Here is a 15,673-nt window from a genome sequence, read left to right as displayed (position 1 = left end):
AACTGAATTCCGCGACAACAAGGAATTTCGATATGGACGAAGAAACAGATGGGGTTCTGCAGAATAAGGTAGCTCCCCGAGAGCTCGACGCAATCGACCGAAAAATATTAGGCGTGCTGGTCGAGGATGCGACGATCAGCTACGCCGAACTTGGCGAACGCGTCTGCCTGTCGCCGCCGGCGGCGCATGAGCGGGTCAAGCGCCTGCGGCGCAGCGGCGCCATCCGCGGCACGGCTGTGATCATCGACCCGAAGGCGGTGAAAAAGCCGCTGCTCACCTTCGTGCATATCGATACCAAGGGCTGGGGCAAGACGCCGGAGCTGATGGCCGTTTCGCAATATCCTGAGGTCGAGGAAATCCATTCGGTGGCCGGCGACACCTGCCTGCTGCTCAAGGTCCGCACCGAGGACACCAGGGCGCTCGAAGGCCTGCTGGCGCGTCTCTACGAAACGCCCGGCTTCACCTCGACGCGAAGCTATGTCGTGCTGTCGACCTATCTCGAGCGCCCGGTGCAGCCCGAGATCACCGCGCAATGGCCGACGCCCCGGCATATGGCCACGCCGTTGTACTGATCTGCGCTATCTTCGTCTTGCCGGGGCCACAACAATCCTTCACAAACGGCACCCTATATTGATGCCAGGCATTGATTTGGGGTGACGAGAGGCGCGGCTTGGAATTCGAACTGAAAACCATCGAGGCGCTGGCCCCCGATCAGGCGTCGCTAAGCGCCGCCTCGAAGCTCACCAAGCGCTCGAACTGGCCGCGGCTGGAGAAGAACGAGCAGCAGGCGCTGATCTGGGGCGAATGCCAGGGCTCGGGATCCAACCCCTATCGCACCGTCGTCGACACCGGCGACCACGGCTACAAATGCACCTGCCCGTCGCGAAAATTTCCCTGCAAGCACACGCTGGCGCTGATGTGGATCGCCGCCACGGCGCCGGCCAGCTTCACATCAGCCGAAACAACGCCGGAATGGGTCAATGACTGGCTTGGCCGGCGCAGGAAGAGTGCGCCCCCGCCGGTCGACGCAAAGTCTGGCAGGGGCGCGTCTGGCAAGAGCATTGGCGAGGCCTCGCAGGCAGAGGAAAGCACCGTCGATGACGCCGCCGCGACGGAGCGCCGCGAGACGGCGCAGCGCAAGCGGGCGGAAGATACGCGCACCGCGGTGGCAGGCGCGCTGGACGAACTCGACCAGTGGATTGCCGACCAGCTGCGGCTCGGCCTTTCCGCCTTTGCCGACGCCAGCAGCGAGCGCTGCCGCCGCATTGCCGCCAGGCTGGTCGACATGAAAGCAACGGCGCTTGCGGGACGCATCGACGAAATCCCGGCCCGGCTAATGGCGCTGCGCAGCGAGGAACGGCCGGACGCGGCGATCCGCGAACTCGGCAAGCTGGTTTTGCTGGCCAAGGCCTGGCGCTCGGCGCCAGACGATCCCGAATTGAAGCGGCTGGTGTCGGCATCCGAAACCCGCGACCAGGTGCTGGCCAATCCCGATGCAAGACAGGTCGACAGCCAGTGGGAAGTCATCGGCGAGAAGATCGAGACCCGCCGCGACGGCCTTGTCAGCCATTCTACCTGGCTGCTCGACCTGAAAAGCCCGACGCCGCAATTTGCGCTGCTACTCGATTTCTTTCCGGCCTCGGCCGGCCGCCGCTCTGCCGCGTTCACACCTGGCGACCGGTTCGATGCAAGGCTGGTGTTCTATCCGTCACGCCAACGGCTGCGGGCGCTGGTAGCGGAGCGCAAGGGCGATGTCGTGTCGGGCGCCTGGCCGGATTTCGGCCTCGGCATTGTCAAGGATCCGCTGGCGGCGCATGCGGCGCACCAGGACGCAGCGCCCTGGTCGACCGATAGCCCGCTGATGCTGCCTGCCGGCGCGATCCTGCTCGATGAGCGCGGCACCGCCTGGTGGCAAGCGGCGCACGACCCGCAAGGGATCGCCCTGCCTGTTAGCGGGACCGTCGATCAGACCGTGCTTGGCCTCGACCTCGCGGCCACGGCAGCGCTTTGGAACGGCGCGCGGCTCGATCTGCTGGCCGCGCAAAGCGGCTTCGGGAGGCTCGATCTGTCATGAACGAGCTCGAACTAACCGGCCTGGCGACGATGCGCGACTGCTGGATCACCGGCGGAACCGCGTTCGATCTGGCGCCAACCGCATGGAAGGAGATCGCGCGTGGCGCAAGCCCGGACGAACGGGAGCGACGTCTGCTGGCGATCGCGGCGCAGGCGCTCGATGTGGGCTTAAGGCCAGCCGCGCCGAAGACGCTGAAGCGGCGCCCGCCGCTGCCGAGGCTTGGCCTGCCACTGCTGCCGGAGCGGTTGCGGCCGCTGTTGCGGGCGGCCCTGAAGAACGCCGCCGATGCGCGGCGCAAGTCGCGCGTCGCGACGCTCGTCGCCAGCCGCGGCTACGTGCTGCATCCGATGGACTGGATGCCGTCGGCATCAGACCAGAACAGCCCTGACATCTATGCGCCGTGGATCGACTGGCAGGCCAGCGTCGAGGGGCTGAAGATTGCCCCGCAGGAGCAGCTGACGGCGCAGAACTGGGATGACTTTTACCCCGCCGCGCGCCGTATCGCGTTGGCCGAGATGCGCCGTCGCGATCCGGCCACGGCCCGCAGCCTGATGGAAGCCAAGGCGACGGGCGAGCCGGCTGAAGTCCGGCTGGCGCTCATCGAACTCATGCATTTCAACCTGACGCCCACGGACGCGCCATTCCTGAAAAGCCTGGCCACCGACCGCTCCGGCAAGGTGCAGGAGCTGGCGGGCCGGCTGCTGGCAAGGCTGGGCGAGCATGGCCGGCCGGGCAACGACGGAGCCGACGACCCCGTTGCCGAACTCGCCGCCTTCATCACAGAAGGCAAATCCGGCTTCATCCGCCGCCGCACCACATACACGCCGGCAAAACTCAAATCGGCTGCGCAAGAAAGTCGTCGCGTCGACCTGTTCGCAAGCTGTTACCTGGTCGATCTTGCGGCGCATTTCGGCAAAACAGAGTCCGATTTCATCGGGGCATGGCAATTCGGTGCCGATGACAGAGCGGATCTGTCTCTCGTTCGGATGGTCGCCGTGTCCGGCAGCGATGCCACGGTGGCGCTGTTGGCGGATACGCTTGTCGCCGAAGGTGGCAAGTCGGCATTGTTTGTCTTCCACCTCATGTTGCGTTTGGACAGCGGCAGGAAGCGGAACCTGATCAGGCGGATCCTGAAGGACGCTCAAAATCTTGAAGCGCTCAACCTGGTCGAAGGCGCCGAAGCGAGTTGGCTTGAATGGGACGATTTGACAAATGGCAAGGCGCTGTCGGCACTGCGCACCATGGTTGCGGGAAACGACGAGCCCGCGAAGCGAAGCGCGGACCACGCCCTGGAAACGATAGGCTTTCTTGCCAGAGCGGAGACCGCTGAACGGTTGATCGGCGACATTGTTGCGGCCGGCATGCTGCCGGCGGCAGCCTCGCTCGTTTTCCTGCGCCTCAACGCGGCAATGACGGGAACCAAAACATGACAATCCGGAGAACAGCACCATGAACGCAGCCATCCGCCTCCCTGTCGAGCAGGCCTATGCCGCTGAACTGCAGGCGCTGGCGCGCAATGACGAACGCCAGAAGCCGGCCGGATGGAGCTTGTCGCCGAAGGCCGTGCTGACCTATCTGCTCGGCGGCAAGGCAAGCGACGGCACCGTGATATCGCCGAAATATGTTGGTCGCCGCCGGCTGATGGAAACCGCGGTGGCGACACTCGCTACCGACCGCGCGCTGCTGTTGCTCGGCGTTCCCGGCACCGCCAAGTCCTGGGTGTCGGAACATCTCGCCGCCGCCATCATGGGCAACTCGACGCTGATCGTGCAGTGCACGGCCGGCACCGACGAGAACCAGATCCGCTACGGCTGGAACTATGCGCAGCTTTTGGCCAAAGGGCCGAGCCAGGAGGCGCTGGTGCCGACGCCGCTCTACCGCGCCATGGAGAGCGGCAAGCTATGCCGGCTAGAGGAACTGACGCGCATGGGCTCGGACGTGCAGGACACGCTGATCACCGTGCTGTCGGAAAAGATGATGCCGATCCCGGAGCTCAACACCTCGCTCTATGCCCAGCGCGGCTTCAACATCATCGCCACCGCCAACAATCGCGACAAGGGCGTCAACGAACTGTCCTCGGCGCTCAAGCGCCGCTTCAATGTGGTGGTTCTGCCGCTGCCCGAAGACATGGCCGAAGAGGTGGCGATCGTCTCCAAGCGGGTCGACGAGATGGCCGGCGGCCTCGACCTGCCGGTGCCGAAGAATGTCGGCGAGGAGATTGCGCGCGTGCTGACCATTTTCCGCGAGCTGCGCTCGGGCGCAACCGCTGACGGCAAGGTGACGCTGAAGACGCCTTCGGGTTCATTGTCGACCGCCGAGGCGATCGCCACCATGGTCGGCGGCCTCAGCCAGGCGGCGTGGTTCGACAGCGGCAAACTCGGCGCCGAAGGCCTCGCCGCCAGCCTTGTCGGAGCGATCGTCAAGGACCCGGTGCAGGACAAGGTGGTGCTGGAGGAATATCTCGAAACGGTGCTCAAGAAGCGGCCGGACTATGCCGGCTATTACGCGGCACTGAACGCAGCGATCTGAGGTCATGAGCGACGTCGCCTATTTCGGCATCCGCCATCACGGGCCGGGCTCCGCCGACAGCCTGGTGCAGGCGCTGCGGGACTTGCAGCCGGTCGCGGTGCTGATCGAAGGGCCGAGCGACGCGTCCGCCCTGCTGCCATTGCTGGCGCGCCCGCAGATGCAGCCGCCGGTGGCGCTGCTCTGCTACCCCGAGGACGATCCGGCCGCGACAAGTTTCTGGCCGTTCGCCGAGTTCTCGCCGGAATACCAGGCGGCGGTGTGGGCGGTGGAGAACAAGGCGGCATTGCGGTTCATCGACCTGCCGTCATCGGCACGGTTCGCGGCACCGGCAACCGACGACACCGACAAAACGGCTGACGCCGACAAGCCCGAACCCAAGGACGAAACCGGTGAGGATGGCGAGCCCGCATCGCATCGCGACCCGATCGGCACGCTGGCTGCGGCCGCCGGCTATGAAGATGGCGAAAGCTGGTGGGCCGACATTATCGAGCAGAATCCGCAGCCGGGTCCAATCTTCGCTGCCATCACCGATGCGATGACGACGCTGCGCGACGGCGAAGGTGCGATCGCGCCGTTCGAGGCCAAGCGTGAAGCGCATATGCGATTGGAAATCGCCGCCGCGCGCAAGGAATTCGCCGGACCGATCGCCGTCGTCTGCGGCGCATGGCATGTGCCGGCCCTGCAGGCCGCGCACACGCAGAAGAACGACCAGGCGCTGATCAAGGGAATTGCCCGGCGCAAAAGCATCATGACATGGGCGCTATGGACCGGGCCGCGTCTTGCGCTGGGCTATGGTTATGGCGCTGGCGTCGTCGCGCCCGGCTGGTGCAAACATCTGTGGCGCACACGAGGGCGGCGCGACGCCGCGACGCTGTGGCTGGCGACGATCGCGGCGGTGCTGCGGGCGAAGGGCCATCTGGTGTCGACCGCGTCGCTGATCGAGGCCGAGCGGCTTGCGCGCACACTGGCTGCCATTCGCGAGCGGCCGAAGCCCGGCTTCGAGGAATTGCGCGATGCCGCGATCGCGGCGCTGTTCAACGGCGAAGCGGTGCTGTGGGCGCTGGTCGAGGCCGAGCTGCTTTTGGGCGCGGATGTCGGCGAGATTCCGCCCGACACGCCGCTGGCGCCGCTGATCGAGGACCTGCAGCGCAACCAGAAGGCGGCGCGGCTGAAGCCGGAGGCGCTGGAACGCGAGCTGTCGGTCGATCTGCGCAGCGAAAGCGGACTGTTTCGTTCGACATTGCTGCACCGGCTGGACGTGCTTGGCGTGCAATGGGGCAGGCTGGCCGACGCCGGCCGCAGCCGCGGCACCTTTCGCGAAAAATGGACGCTGGCCTGGGAGCCGGAATATGCCGTGCGCCTGGTCGAGAACCTGATCTACGGCCCGACTATCGAAAAGGCCGCCAATGGCCGCCTGATCCAGATGCTCGGTGCGGCCGCGAGCCTCGACACGCTTGCCGCCCTTGTCCAGAGCGCCATTACGGCGGATCTGTCGGAGGCCGCGAGCGCCGGCCTTGTAGCGTTGGAGGCGCGCGCAGCGCACAGCAGCGAATGCCTGGAGATGCTGGCCTCGGTGCCGCCGCTTGCCGACATCATCCGTTACGGCGAGGCGCGCAAGACCGAAACCAACCGGCTGTCCGGTTTGTTGGAACGGTTGATCGTCGAAGGCGCGATCGCGCTGCCCTATGCGGTGCGCGACCTGGACGAGCAGGCCGCCACCACGCTGGTCGGTGCTGTGCGCAAGGCCGACACGGCCATCCGGCTGGTCGAGCCCGGCGAAGGCGTGCTCGATGCATGGCGCAACGGCCTGACCGGCGTGCTGGAAGGTCCGGGCTCGACGGCGCTGCTCGCCGGCTGCGCCGCGCATCTGCTCTATGAAGCCGGCCAACTGTCGGCAGAGGACGCCGCCGGGCTGCTCGGACGCAGGCTGTCGCCGGGGACGCCGGTCGCCCAGGCAGCGGGGTTCTTCGAAGGTTTCTTCAGCACTGCCGGCCAGCGGCTGATCTACGACGAGGGCCTGCGCGGCGCCGTCGATGGGTGGCTGAAATCGCTCGACGAGGACGCTTTCATCGCGCATCTGCCATTGCTGCGCCGCGTCTTCTCCAATCTGGACTCGATGGAGCGGCAGCGGTTGATCGAGGCCGTGCTCGGCCGCACCGCAAGGTTGCCGGCCGGCCTGACCCCGGCGCCGGATGGCGGCGAAGGCTGGCGCCGTCACCTGGAGCGGCTTGGGCCATTGCTGGCGGGCGGAGTGTGACAATGGATGACGAAGCCGAAGTGCCCGAACCCGGCCCAGCATCCTCCGATAGCGGGCGCGAGCGCCGCTGGCGGCTGGCGATCGGCGCCGATGACGAGGCTTCCTCCGCCCTTTCCAGTGATGACAAAAAACTGTCTTCGGCGCTCGATGCGCTTTACGGCGACGGCGCCAATGCCGATGCCGACCCGCGCAAGCGGCGCGGCGGGCTCGGCCGCTCGGCGCCACGCGTGGCGCAATGGATGGGCGATATCCGCTCCTTCTTTCCCGCCCAGGTGGTCCAGATCGTCCAGAAGGATGCCTTCGAGCGGCTGAACCTGAAGCAGATGCTGATGGAGCCGGAATTCCTCAAGGCGATCGAGGCCGACGTCAACCTCGTCGCCGACCTGATCTCGCTGCGTTCGGTGATGCCGGCCAAGACCAAGGACATTGCCCGCACCATCATCGCCGACATCGTCGCCAAGCTGATGCAGCGGCTGGAGCAGAAGACCGCCGAGGCGATCCGTGGCGCGCTCGACAAGTCGCGACGCACCAACCGGCCGCGCCAACGCGACATCGACTGGCCGCGCACCATCTCGGCCAATCTTCGCCACTACCAGCCTGAGCACAAAACCGTCGTGCCGGAAAAACTGGTCGGCTTCATGCGCAAGCAACGCCGGCTAGTCGATCTCGACGAAGTGGTGCTGTGCGTCGACCAGTCCGGCTCGATGGCGAGTTCGGTGATCTACGCCTCGATTTTCGCCGCGGTGATGGCGTCGCTGCCGGTCGTGCGCACCAAGCTGGTCTGTTTCGACACGGCCATCGTCGACCTGACCGAAGAGCTCAGCGACCCGGTCGAGGTGCTGTTTGGCGTGCAGCTCGGCGGCGGCACCGACATCAACCAGGCGGTCGCCTATTGCGCCGACCGCATCGAGCGGCCGACCAAATCCCACTTCGTGCTGATCACCGACCTCTATGAGGGCGGCAACGGCCAGGACTTGCTGCGGCGGCTTGCGGCGCTGGTCCGGTCCGGCGTCAATGTCATCGTGCTGCTGGCGCTGACCGATCAGGGCCGGCCGGGCTATGATCCGGCGATGTCGGCTTCGGTCGCGGCACTTGGCATACCGGTCTTCGCCTGCACGCCGGACCTGTTTCCCGACATGATGGCGGCGGCGTTGCGGCGCGAAGATATCGGCGCCTGGGCAGCCGGCGCCGACATCAAGCTGATCCGCGCCGAGACGGAGCCGAGCAGTCAGGCCTGACTATTCGAACGAATAGGCAAACCCGTCAGTGGAAGCGCTGACGGTCACCTTGGTCATCTTCTCGCCGTCGAGCGACCGGTTCAGCACGCCGCGGCTGAGTTCCGGCAACAGCGTGTTGGTGAGGATGGCGTCGATCATGCGGCCACCGGACTCGATTTCGGTGCAGCGCGCCTTGACCAGCGCCATGACGCCGTCGCCGATCACCAGTTCGGCGTCGTGGCTGGCGCGCAGCCGCCGCGCGATCTTGCCGAACTGATGGCGGGTGATGGCCTCGATCATCGAATCCGAAAGCGGATAGTAAGGGATGGTCACGACGCGGCCGAGGAAGGCCGCTGGAAACACCTTCAGCAGTGGAGCGCGCAGGGCAGCATCGAGGCCGTCGAGCCCTGCCCTCACCGTGCCGTTGCCGGTCCGCTCCATGATGACTTCGGACCCGACATTGGACGTCAGCAGGATCAGCGTGTTCTTGAAGTCGATGCGCCTTCCCTCGCTGTCATCCATCATGCCCTTGTCGAAGACCTGGAAAAAGATCTCGTGGACGTCGGGATGCGCCTTCTCGACCTCGTCGAGCAGGATCACCGAATAGGGTTTTCGGCGCACGGCCTCGGTGAGAATGCCACCCTTGCCGTAGCCGACATAGCCGGGCGGTGCGCCCTTGAGCGTCGAGACGGTGTGCGCCTCCTGGAATTCGGACATGTTGATCGAGATCAGGTTCTGCTCGCCGCCATAGAGCGTCTCGGCCAGCGCCAGGGCCGTCTCGGTCTTGCCCACACCGGAGGGGCCGCAGAGCAGGAACACGCCGACCGGCTTTTCCGGCGCTCCGAGCCCGGCGCGGCTGGTCTGCACGCGCTTGGCGATCATCTCCATGGCGTGATCCTGGCCGACGACTCGTTCGGACAAAGTGTCGGCGAGCTTGAGCGCCTTTTCGGTCTGGCTGGACAGCATCCGTCCCGTCGGGATGCCGGTCCAGTCCTGGACCACGGCAGCGACCGCATTGCGGTCGACCGATGGCAGGATCAGCGGCGTCTCGCCTTGCGCGGTGGCAAGCTCGGCCATGAGTTCACGCAGCCGCGCCAGATCGGCGACAGGATCTGACGGCGCAGCCTCGGCAGCCGGCGCTTCGGTCTCGGACGCTTCGGCCTTGGGCGTCTCGGCCTTGGGCACCTTGGTCTTTTCTTCGTCCGGCGCTGCCGGTTCGGCATCGGCCTCAGCTGTCGCCACCGCATCGAGCGGGACGCCGTCGCCGCGCAGCCGCGCGCGCAGTTCGAGGATCTCGGCAACCAGCGCCTTTTCGCGCTCCCAGCGCTCCTCGGCGGCGGCGAGCATGGTCCCCGTCTCAGTGAGCCCGGCCTCGACCCGCGCCTGCCGGTCAGTTACTTCGATGCCGATCGCTGCCTCGCGGCCGATGATGCCGCTTTCGACCTCGAGCGCCTGGCGGCGCCGCAAAATGTCCTCGACCTCGGCCGGCGTCGCATGCTGCGAGATCGCCACCCTGGCGCAAGCGGTGTCGAGCAGGCTGACCGCCTTGTCGGGCAATTGCCGCGCCGGGATGTAACGATGCGACAGGCCGACCGCCGCCTCGATCGCCTCGTCCAGGATCTGCACTTCGTGATGCTGTTCGAGCACGCCGGCTACACCGCGCAGCATGAGCACAGCGACCGCTTCCGACGGCTCATCGATCTTGACCACCTGGAAACGGCGGGTCAGCGCCGGGTCCTTTTCGATGTGCTGCTTGTACTCGGCCCAGGTGGTTGCGGCGATGGTGCGCAATTCGCCGCGCGCCAGCGCCGGCTTCAAGAGATTGGCGGCATCGCCGGTTCCGGCGGCACCACCGGCGCCGATCAGCGTGTGCGCCTCGTCGATGAACAGGATGACCGGCGTCTCGGATGACTGAACTTCGTCGATCACCGCCTTCAGGCGCTTCTCGAACTCGCCCTTGACGCTGGCGCCGGCCTGCATCAGGCCAACGTCGAGCATACGCACGCTGATGCCCTGCAGGGGCGGCGGCACGTCGCCCTGGGCGATGCGCAGGGCAAACCCCTCGACCACCGCGGTCTTGCCGACACCGGCCTCGCCGGTCAGGATCGGGTTGTTCTGCCGGCGCCGCATCAGGATATCGATGATCTGCCGGATCTCCGGGTCTCGGCCGACGACCGGGTCGATCTTGCCGTCATGGGCGCGCTGGGTGAGGTCTGTGGCGTATTTGGCCAGCGCGGAGTCCCCGCCCGGAGCTCGCCGCGGCGCCTCCGCGGTGGGAGCCACTGCTGCCGTGGCGCCGGCTTCGAGCGAACCGTCCACCACCTCGGCAAAGCGGGCGATGACCCCGTCGGCGTCGATCTTGTCGAATTCGCCGCTGATCTTCGCCACCAGGCCTTCCAGCACCGGCGTCTTCAGGCAGGCGAGCACGACATGGGCGCTGCGGACCTCCTCCATGCCGAATTCCAGCGTCGCCAGGTTCCAGGCCTCCTGGATGGCGTGAAAGATGTGGTCGGAAAATTCCTCGATCGAGGTGGCGCCGTAGGGCAGCTTGTCGACGGCGCGGGTCATTTCGCTGGTAAGCCGGCTGGCATCGACGCCGGCATCGGCAATGATCATCTGCACATCCGAACGCTCGGACAGCACCAGTTGTTCTATGAAATGGACGAGTTCGACGTAAGGATTGCCGCGCAGCTTGGCGCTGTCGGCGGCGGCCTTGAAGGCGCGCAGGCAGACCGGATTGAGCTTGCCAACCAGTTCCTTGCGTTTGAACCCCTGCGACGACCGGCGCTGTTCCATCGAACGTGCTCCTGCAATCTGCCCGTCGACAGCCTGCCACATAAGCAGCCGCTTGACAAAGCGCTTGATGCAGCCGGCCTTTTCCCTTTGTGGAGAGTCCCGCGCCGCCAAATGCAGACAACCACGATTTTTTCTAATCCTATGCGATGCGCTTCACATACGAGGTTGGCCAAGCACGCCATGAATTGCGCCATCCGAGACGCAGTTGCACCGACATTCATTAGCGCTCGTTAACTTTTGAGCGGATGGCGAATTGTGGGAATATGCAACCGTGTGCTAACGTTGGGTCACGTACGGTTTTAGAGCCGGTCGCCGGGGGTATCTGTGATCGATCTCGCACTCTGGCTTGCTCCGCTGGACGGTGAAAATCCGTCAGGCGAAGACTTGCGCAACGATCCGGCTTTTCATGAGCTGGAGCGGCTCACGGAGCCGCAGGTCAAGGTCGTCCATGACGGGCGCAACAAGCCAGCCGCGCAATCGACCATTCCGGTCGACTGGCCTGCCGTGCTCGGCAAGGCCGAGGAGTTGCGTTCGCATGGCCGCGACCTGCGCCTGCTCGTCATTGTCGCCCGGGCGCTGGCCAATGAAGAGGGATTGGCCGGACTGGCACAGGGCCTGACCCTGATTGCAAGGACCTTCGAGACGCATTGGGAGACGATGCACCCGGCGCTGCGGGCCAGCCCCCAACCACGCGAGGCCGCCTTGCGCCGCCTCAACGCGCTGGCCGACCTGCAGAACGGCCAGGAAGGCCTGCTGGCGAACCTCAGGCAGATGGTCTTCTTCGCGCCGCGTCCCATCGGGCCGATCAGCGGACGCGATCTCGAACAGGGTGCGCTCGACGATCGCGTCATGCTTCAGGAAGCGGCGTCGGGATTGAATGCCACGGAGAAGGCAGCACTGGTCAGCGCGCACGGACAGCTCCTGAACCGGGTGGGCAGCGGTTGTGCCGCCCATCAGGACCAGGCCGGTGAACAGATGACGGCGCTCATCGCCGGGGCGCACGCAGCGATCGAGGCGCTCGACGCGGTCGATGCGGCGCTGAATGCCCGCCTTGACAGCAACGGGGCCGCCGTCCCGGACCTGAAACGATTTTTGCAGCGCGTGCTGACGACGCTGGAACGCAATACGGCGGTCGAGACCACGGAAGAGGCAGCGACGAAGGGGGCGGCCAGCCCGGCTGCTCCCCCGGCAAGCCCGGCCGCGCCGGTCAGAAACGGTCATGGAGCCGAGACGATGGCAAGCTACGCGGAGACCGGTGCGGGGCTCCCGGACAGGATTTCCTCGCGCGACGATGTGGTGAAGTGCCTCGACCTTGTGGTCGCGTTCTACGACCGCACCGAGCCGTCGAGCCCGATCCCGCATCTCGCCCGCCGGGTGCGCAGGATGGTGCACATGGATTTCGTTGAACTGATGGAAGACCTCGCCCCGTCGGGGCTCAAGGAATTCCGGCTGCTCGCCGGCGTTCCCGACGCCAAGAAGACTGCCCAGAAGGATGAAAGGTAGCAACACATGCCAGCCGAAAGCAAAGCGAAGGTCATCGAGCGAAATCGCGCCCCGCGCGTGCAGATCGCCTACGATGTCGAAACCTACGGCAGCCCGACGACGATCGAACTGCCGTTCGTCATGGGCGTGATGGCCGACCTGTCGGGCGCATCGCAGACCAGGGAAGCGTCCAAGACGGTGCTCGACCGTTCCTTTGTCGAGACCGATGCCAACCGCTTCCCCAAATTCATGGAAGCGCTGGGACCCAGGGTCAAGGCGCGGGTGAAGAACACGCTGCCGCAGGCCGAGGGACAGGAGCGCGACGAAGAACTGGCGCTCGACCTGACCTTCACCAAGATGGGCGATTTCGCCCCCGACAAGATCGCCGAACAGGTCCCGCAACTGGCCGAAATCCTCAAGATGCGGCGCCAGCTCGAGGAGCTGCTCGGCTTCATGGACGGCCGCGTCGATGCCGAAAAGCGCATCGCCCAATTGCTGAACAACCAGCCGCTGCTTGGCCAGATCGCCGCCCAGGCGCTGTCCGACGACAAGGGTGAGGAATAGATCATGGCCGAACAGCAAAAGACCGCAGCATCCGTCGCCGAGGCCGAGGCCGTCGATCTCGGCGAATTCAGCCAGCTCTTGGAGAAGGACTTCAAGGTCAAGAAGGACGACAGCGAGAAGCTGCAGCAGCTGGTTCGCAACCTGGCTCTGGCGGCGCAGTCGCGCTCCGAGACGACGACGATTTCGTCCAACTCGATCAAGTCGATCAAGTCGTTGATCGCCGGCATCGACAAGATGCTGACGACCCAGGTCAACGAAATCCTGCACGCGCCGGAAGTGCGGCAGATGGAAGGCACCTGGCGCGGCCTCTGGTACCTCATCAACAACACCGAGACGGATCAGAAGCTGAAGATCCGGGTGATGAACATTTCCAAGGAGCAGCTGGCCGATACGCTCGAAGACTATGAAGGCCAGATGTGGGACCAGAGCCCGATCTTCAAGAAGGTCTACACCGACGAGTATTCGATGCTCGGCGGCGAACCGATCGGCTGCGTCATCGGCGCCTACGAGTTCTCCAACCACCCGCGCGACGTCGGCCTGTTGCGCAACATCTCCGGCATCTGCGCCTCGGCGCACACGCCGTTCATCGCCGCCGCCTCGCCACGGCTGTTCCGCATGGACAGCTGGCAGGAACTGCCCAACCCGCAGGACCTGCAGCAGATCGTCTCCAACCCGGCCTACGCCTCGTGGCAATCGCTGCGCGAGAGCGAGGATGCGCGCTATATCGGGCTGACCATGCCGCGCGTGCTGGCGCGGCTGCCCTACGGCTCGGAGACAGTCCCGGTCAAGGGCTTCTCCTTCGAGGAGGAAGTGCAGGGCGATCACAACAAATATGTCTGGATGAACGCTGCCTTCCCGATGGGCGTCAACATCAACCGCAGCCACAAGCTCTATGGCTGGGGCACCCAGATCCGCGGCGTCGAAAATGGCGGCACTGTGCTTAACCTGCCGGTGCACTCCTTCCCGACCGATGACGGCTCGATCGCGATGAAATGCCCGACGGAAGTCGCCATCGACGACCGGCGCGAGGCGGAACTGGCCAAGCTCGGGCTGATGCCGATCCTGCATCGCAAGAACACCGATCTCGCGGCCTTTATCGGCGCCCATTCGCTGCAAGATGACGAGACGCGGGCGGGCCGCCTGGTCGACCCCGACGCCCAGTCCAATGAGCGGCTCTCCGCCAACCTGCCCTATCTGTTCCCGGTCTCGCGCTTTGCGCACTACCTCAAGGCGATTGCGCGCGACAAGGTCGGATCGTTCAAGGAACGCACCGACATGCAGATCTGGTTGACCGAATGGATCAACCGGTACGTGCTGGCCAACCCGGCCTTCGCCGACGACAAGGCGCGCGCCAAGCGTCCGCTTGCCGCCGCCGAGGTGCAGGTCGACAGCGTGGAGGGCCGGCCGGGCTACTACAACGCCCGCTTTTATCTGCGCCCGCACTACCAGCTGGAGGGCATCAACGCCTCACTCAGGCTGGTGTCGGAATTGCCGTCCGTGAAGACCTGATTGCAGCAACCAAACCTTTGTTTGAAAGCGGTGGAGAACGAAAATGCCCACAATGAAGATCGACGGTTTTCTGAAAGTTCCGGATATCAAGGGGCCTAGCACACGCGACGGCCATGACGACGAGATCGAAATCCATGGCGTCGATTACAAGATGGTCGCGCCCTACGACCCCAATTCCCTCTCGCGCCGAGGCCGCGTGTCGATGGGCATGATCAAGTTCACCAAGCACTATGACAAGGCCTCACCCTATCTGGCCAAGGCCCTGTTCGAAAACAAGGCGCTGGACGAGGTCAAATTCTCCGCGCGGCGGACCATCGACGGCGAGAGCAAGGACTATCTGGTCGTTACCCTGACCGACGCCTCGATCATGGAATACGACATGTCGCAGGCCGATGATGAAGCCGACCTGATCCAGGAGGAAGTCTCCTTCGCCTACAAGAAGATCAAGTTCGTCTATGACGACAATGACGAAGCCGAAATGGATGTCTATGTCGGCAAGTGAGGGGCGAGCAAAGCGCCCTGCCGCCGACAAGGTACAGGCGGGCGGTTCACGGGCCAAGCGCGAGGCGGTACAGCCTTCGCTGTGGGACCGCCTCGTCAACGATCTGCCGGGCCTGAGCTCGGAGATAGACGGGCTCAGGCAGGCTCTGCAGGAGGAGCTTGGCGCAGAGCGCCTGGACGAGCTGCTGGCAGACGGACCGAGGCGCATCGACGCCGATGACGCATTGAACCCCGATCAGAAGCGCCGGCTGCACCGGCTGGCGTTTCAGAACCGGCACCGTGGCGAGCTTGAAAGCCGAGGCATCGTGGTGTCGCCCGATGTGCTGCGCGAGGCCGTGCGGCGCGACATCGAGGCGCTGTTCAACACCGAGCGTTTCGAATCCGCGCCGCTGCTATCCGATCTCGAGGCCGAGCAGATGACCGACCGTCCGACATCGCTGGCCGACTTTCCGGAGGTGCGCCGCAGCGTTGTCAATTATGGCGTGCCGTCCTTCTCCGGCCGGTCGTCGCGCGACTTCGATCGCGATGTTCTGGCACGCGAGATCCGCGCCGTGCTCGCCGCATTCGAGCCGCGGCTGAAGGAGAGCGCGACGAAAGTCACGGTCAACCTCGGCGACAAGACCGGCCTGAAGATCGAGATCGACGCCGTGCTGATCATGACGCCGACGCCCGAGCGCATGCGCCTGCGCACGACGATCAATCTCGACAACGGACTGGCGCGCACCGAGTTCAGGGAAGCCTGAG

Annotated in this window: 12 protein-coding genes; 11 read left to right on the top strand and 1 reads right to left on the bottom strand. The window is 65.2% G+C overall.

Annotated features, from left to right (window positions below):
• The first annotated feature begins 32 nt into the window (after nucleotides 1–32).
• The 6 genes from AC3EMP_RS12390 to AC3EMP_RS12365 all read left to right on the top strand — a co-directional run bounded on the left by AC3EMP_RS12390 (nucleotide 33) and on the right by AC3EMP_RS12365 (nucleotide 8,098).
• Entirely contained in the window at nucleotides 33–572 is a 540-nt protein-coding gene (locus AC3EMP_RS12390) for an Lrp/AsnC family transcriptional regulator (RefSeq protein ID WP_352711050.1), read from the top strand.
• A gap of 98 nt (nucleotides 573–670) precedes the next feature.
• Nucleotides 671–2,074 (top strand): SWIM zinc finger family protein, encoded by a 1,404-nt coding sequence (locus tag AC3EMP_RS12385; RefSeq protein WP_352711047.1) that lies wholly within the window; start codon nucleotides 671–673, stop codon nucleotides 2,072–2,074.
• Nucleotides 2,071–3,504, top strand: coding sequence for a DUF5691 domain-containing protein (locus tag AC3EMP_RS12380; RefSeq protein ID WP_352498071.1), 1,434 nt, complete (start codon nucleotides 2,071–2,073; stop codon nucleotides 3,502–3,504). The genes AC3EMP_RS12385 and AC3EMP_RS12380 overlap by 4 nt, the downstream gene beginning before the upstream one ends.
• A 19-nt stretch (nucleotides 3,505–3,523) precedes the next feature.
• The gene (locus AC3EMP_RS12375; protein WP_023701533.1) at nucleotides 3,524–4,603 is read left to right on the top strand and encodes an ATP-binding protein; all 1,080 of its coding nucleotides are present in this window, start codon (nucleotides 3,524–3,526) and stop codon (nucleotides 4,601–4,603) included.
• A 4-nt stretch (nucleotides 4,604–4,607) separates the two neighbouring features.
• Entirely contained in the window at nucleotides 4,608–6,860 is a 2,253-nt protein-coding gene (locus tag AC3EMP_RS12370; protein ID WP_352711045.1) for a DUF5682 family protein, read from the top strand.
• A gap of 2 nt (nucleotides 6,861–6,862) precedes the next feature.
• Nucleotides 6,863–8,098 (top strand): VWA domain-containing protein, encoded by a 1,236-nt coding sequence (locus AC3EMP_RS12365; RefSeq protein WP_023687036.1) that lies wholly within the window; start codon nucleotides 6,863–6,865, stop codon nucleotides 8,096–8,098.
• Here AC3EMP_RS12365 and tssH read toward each other — a convergent pair whose 3' ends face one another.
• The gene (gene tssH, locus AC3EMP_RS12360) at nucleotides 8,099–10,873 is read right to left on the bottom strand and encodes a type VI secretion system ATPase TssH (RefSeq protein ID WP_023709956.1); all 2,775 of its coding nucleotides are present in this window, start codon (nucleotides 10,871–10,873) and stop codon (nucleotides 8,099–8,101) included. It abuts the gene before it with no gap.
• A gap of 324 nt (nucleotides 10,874–11,197) precedes the next feature.
• Here tssH and tssA point away from each other — a divergent pair, with 324 nt between their 5' ends.
• The 5 genes from tssA to tssE are packed head-to-tail and all read left to right on the top strand — an operon-like array spanning nucleotide 11,198 to nucleotide 15,672.
• Nucleotides 11,198–12,376: a type VI secretion system protein TssA gene (tssA, locus tag AC3EMP_RS12355; RefSeq protein ID WP_023687034.1), complete on the top strand. Its 1,179-nt coding sequence runs from the start codon at nucleotides 11,198–11,200 to the stop codon at nucleotides 12,374–12,376.
• A 6-nt stretch (nucleotides 12,377–12,382) separates the two neighbouring features.
• Nucleotides 12,383–12,919, top strand: coding sequence for a type VI secretion system contractile sheath small subunit (gene tssB / locus AC3EMP_RS12350; protein WP_023673718.1), 537 nt, complete (start codon nucleotides 12,383–12,385; stop codon nucleotides 12,917–12,919).
• Between the two features lie 3 nt (nucleotides 12,920–12,922).
• A complete protein-coding gene (gene tssC / locus AC3EMP_RS12345) occupies nucleotides 12,923–14,428 on the top strand; it encodes a type VI secretion system contractile sheath large subunit (protein WP_023682611.1) in 1,506 nt (501 codons plus the stop codon).
• 52 nt (nucleotides 14,429–14,480) lie between these two features.
• Entirely contained in the window at nucleotides 14,481–14,930 is a 450-nt protein-coding gene (locus tag AC3EMP_RS12340; RefSeq protein WP_023673716.1) for an Hcp family type VI secretion system effector, read from the top strand.
• Entirely contained in the window at nucleotides 14,917–15,672 is a 756-nt protein-coding gene (gene tssE / locus AC3EMP_RS12335; RefSeq protein ID WP_023714850.1) for a type VI secretion system baseplate subunit TssE, read from the top strand. The genes AC3EMP_RS12340 and tssE overlap by 14 nt, the downstream gene beginning before the upstream one ends.
• The last annotated feature ends 1 nt before the right edge of the window (nucleotide 15,673 follow it).

Source organism: Mesorhizobium sp. P160219 (assembly GCF_057786095.1).
This window is presented reverse-complemented; position numbering and strand designations above follow the sequence as displayed.

What these genes read in the sequence shown, in the direction of transcription:
- AC3EMP_RS12390 (WP_352711050.1), top strand. Translation starts at nt 33, where the DNA reads ATGGACGAAGAAACAGATGGGGTTCTGCAGAATAAGGTAGCTCCCCGA.
- AC3EMP_RS12380 (WP_352498071.1), top strand. Translation starts at nt 2,071, where the DNA reads ATGAACGAGCTCGAACTAACCGGCCTGGCGACGATGCGCGACTGCTGG.
- AC3EMP_RS12375 (WP_023701533.1), top strand. Translation starts at nt 3,524, where the DNA reads ATGAACGCAGCCATCCGCCTCCCTGTCGAGCAGGCCTATGCCGCTGAA.
- AC3EMP_RS12370 (WP_352711045.1), top strand. Translation starts at nt 4,608, where the DNA reads ATGAGCGACGTCGCCTATTTCGGCATCCGCCATCACGGGCCGGGCTCC.
- AC3EMP_RS12365 (WP_023687036.1), top strand. Translation starts at nt 6,863, where the DNA reads ATGGATGACGAAGCCGAAGTGCCCGAACCCGGCCCAGCATCCTCCGAT.
- tssH (WP_023709956.1), bottom strand. Translation starts at nt 10,873, where the DNA reads ATGGAACAGCGCCGGTCGTCGCAGGGGTTCAAACGCAAGGAACTGGTT.
- tssB (WP_023673718.1), top strand. Translation starts at nt 12,383, where the DNA reads ATGCCAGCCGAAAGCAAAGCGAAGGTCATCGAGCGAAATCGCGCCCCG.
- tssC (WP_023682611.1), top strand. Translation starts at nt 12,923, where the DNA reads ATGGCCGAACAGCAAAAGACCGCAGCATCCGTCGCCGAGGCCGAGGCC.
- AC3EMP_RS12340 (WP_023673716.1), top strand. Translation starts at nt 14,481, where the DNA reads ATGAAGATCGACGGTTTTCTGAAAGTTCCGGATATCAAGGGGCCTAGC.
- tssE (WP_023714850.1), top strand. Translation starts at nt 14,917, where the DNA reads ATGTCGGCAAGTGAGGGGCGAGCAAAGCGCCCTGCCGCCGACAAGGTA.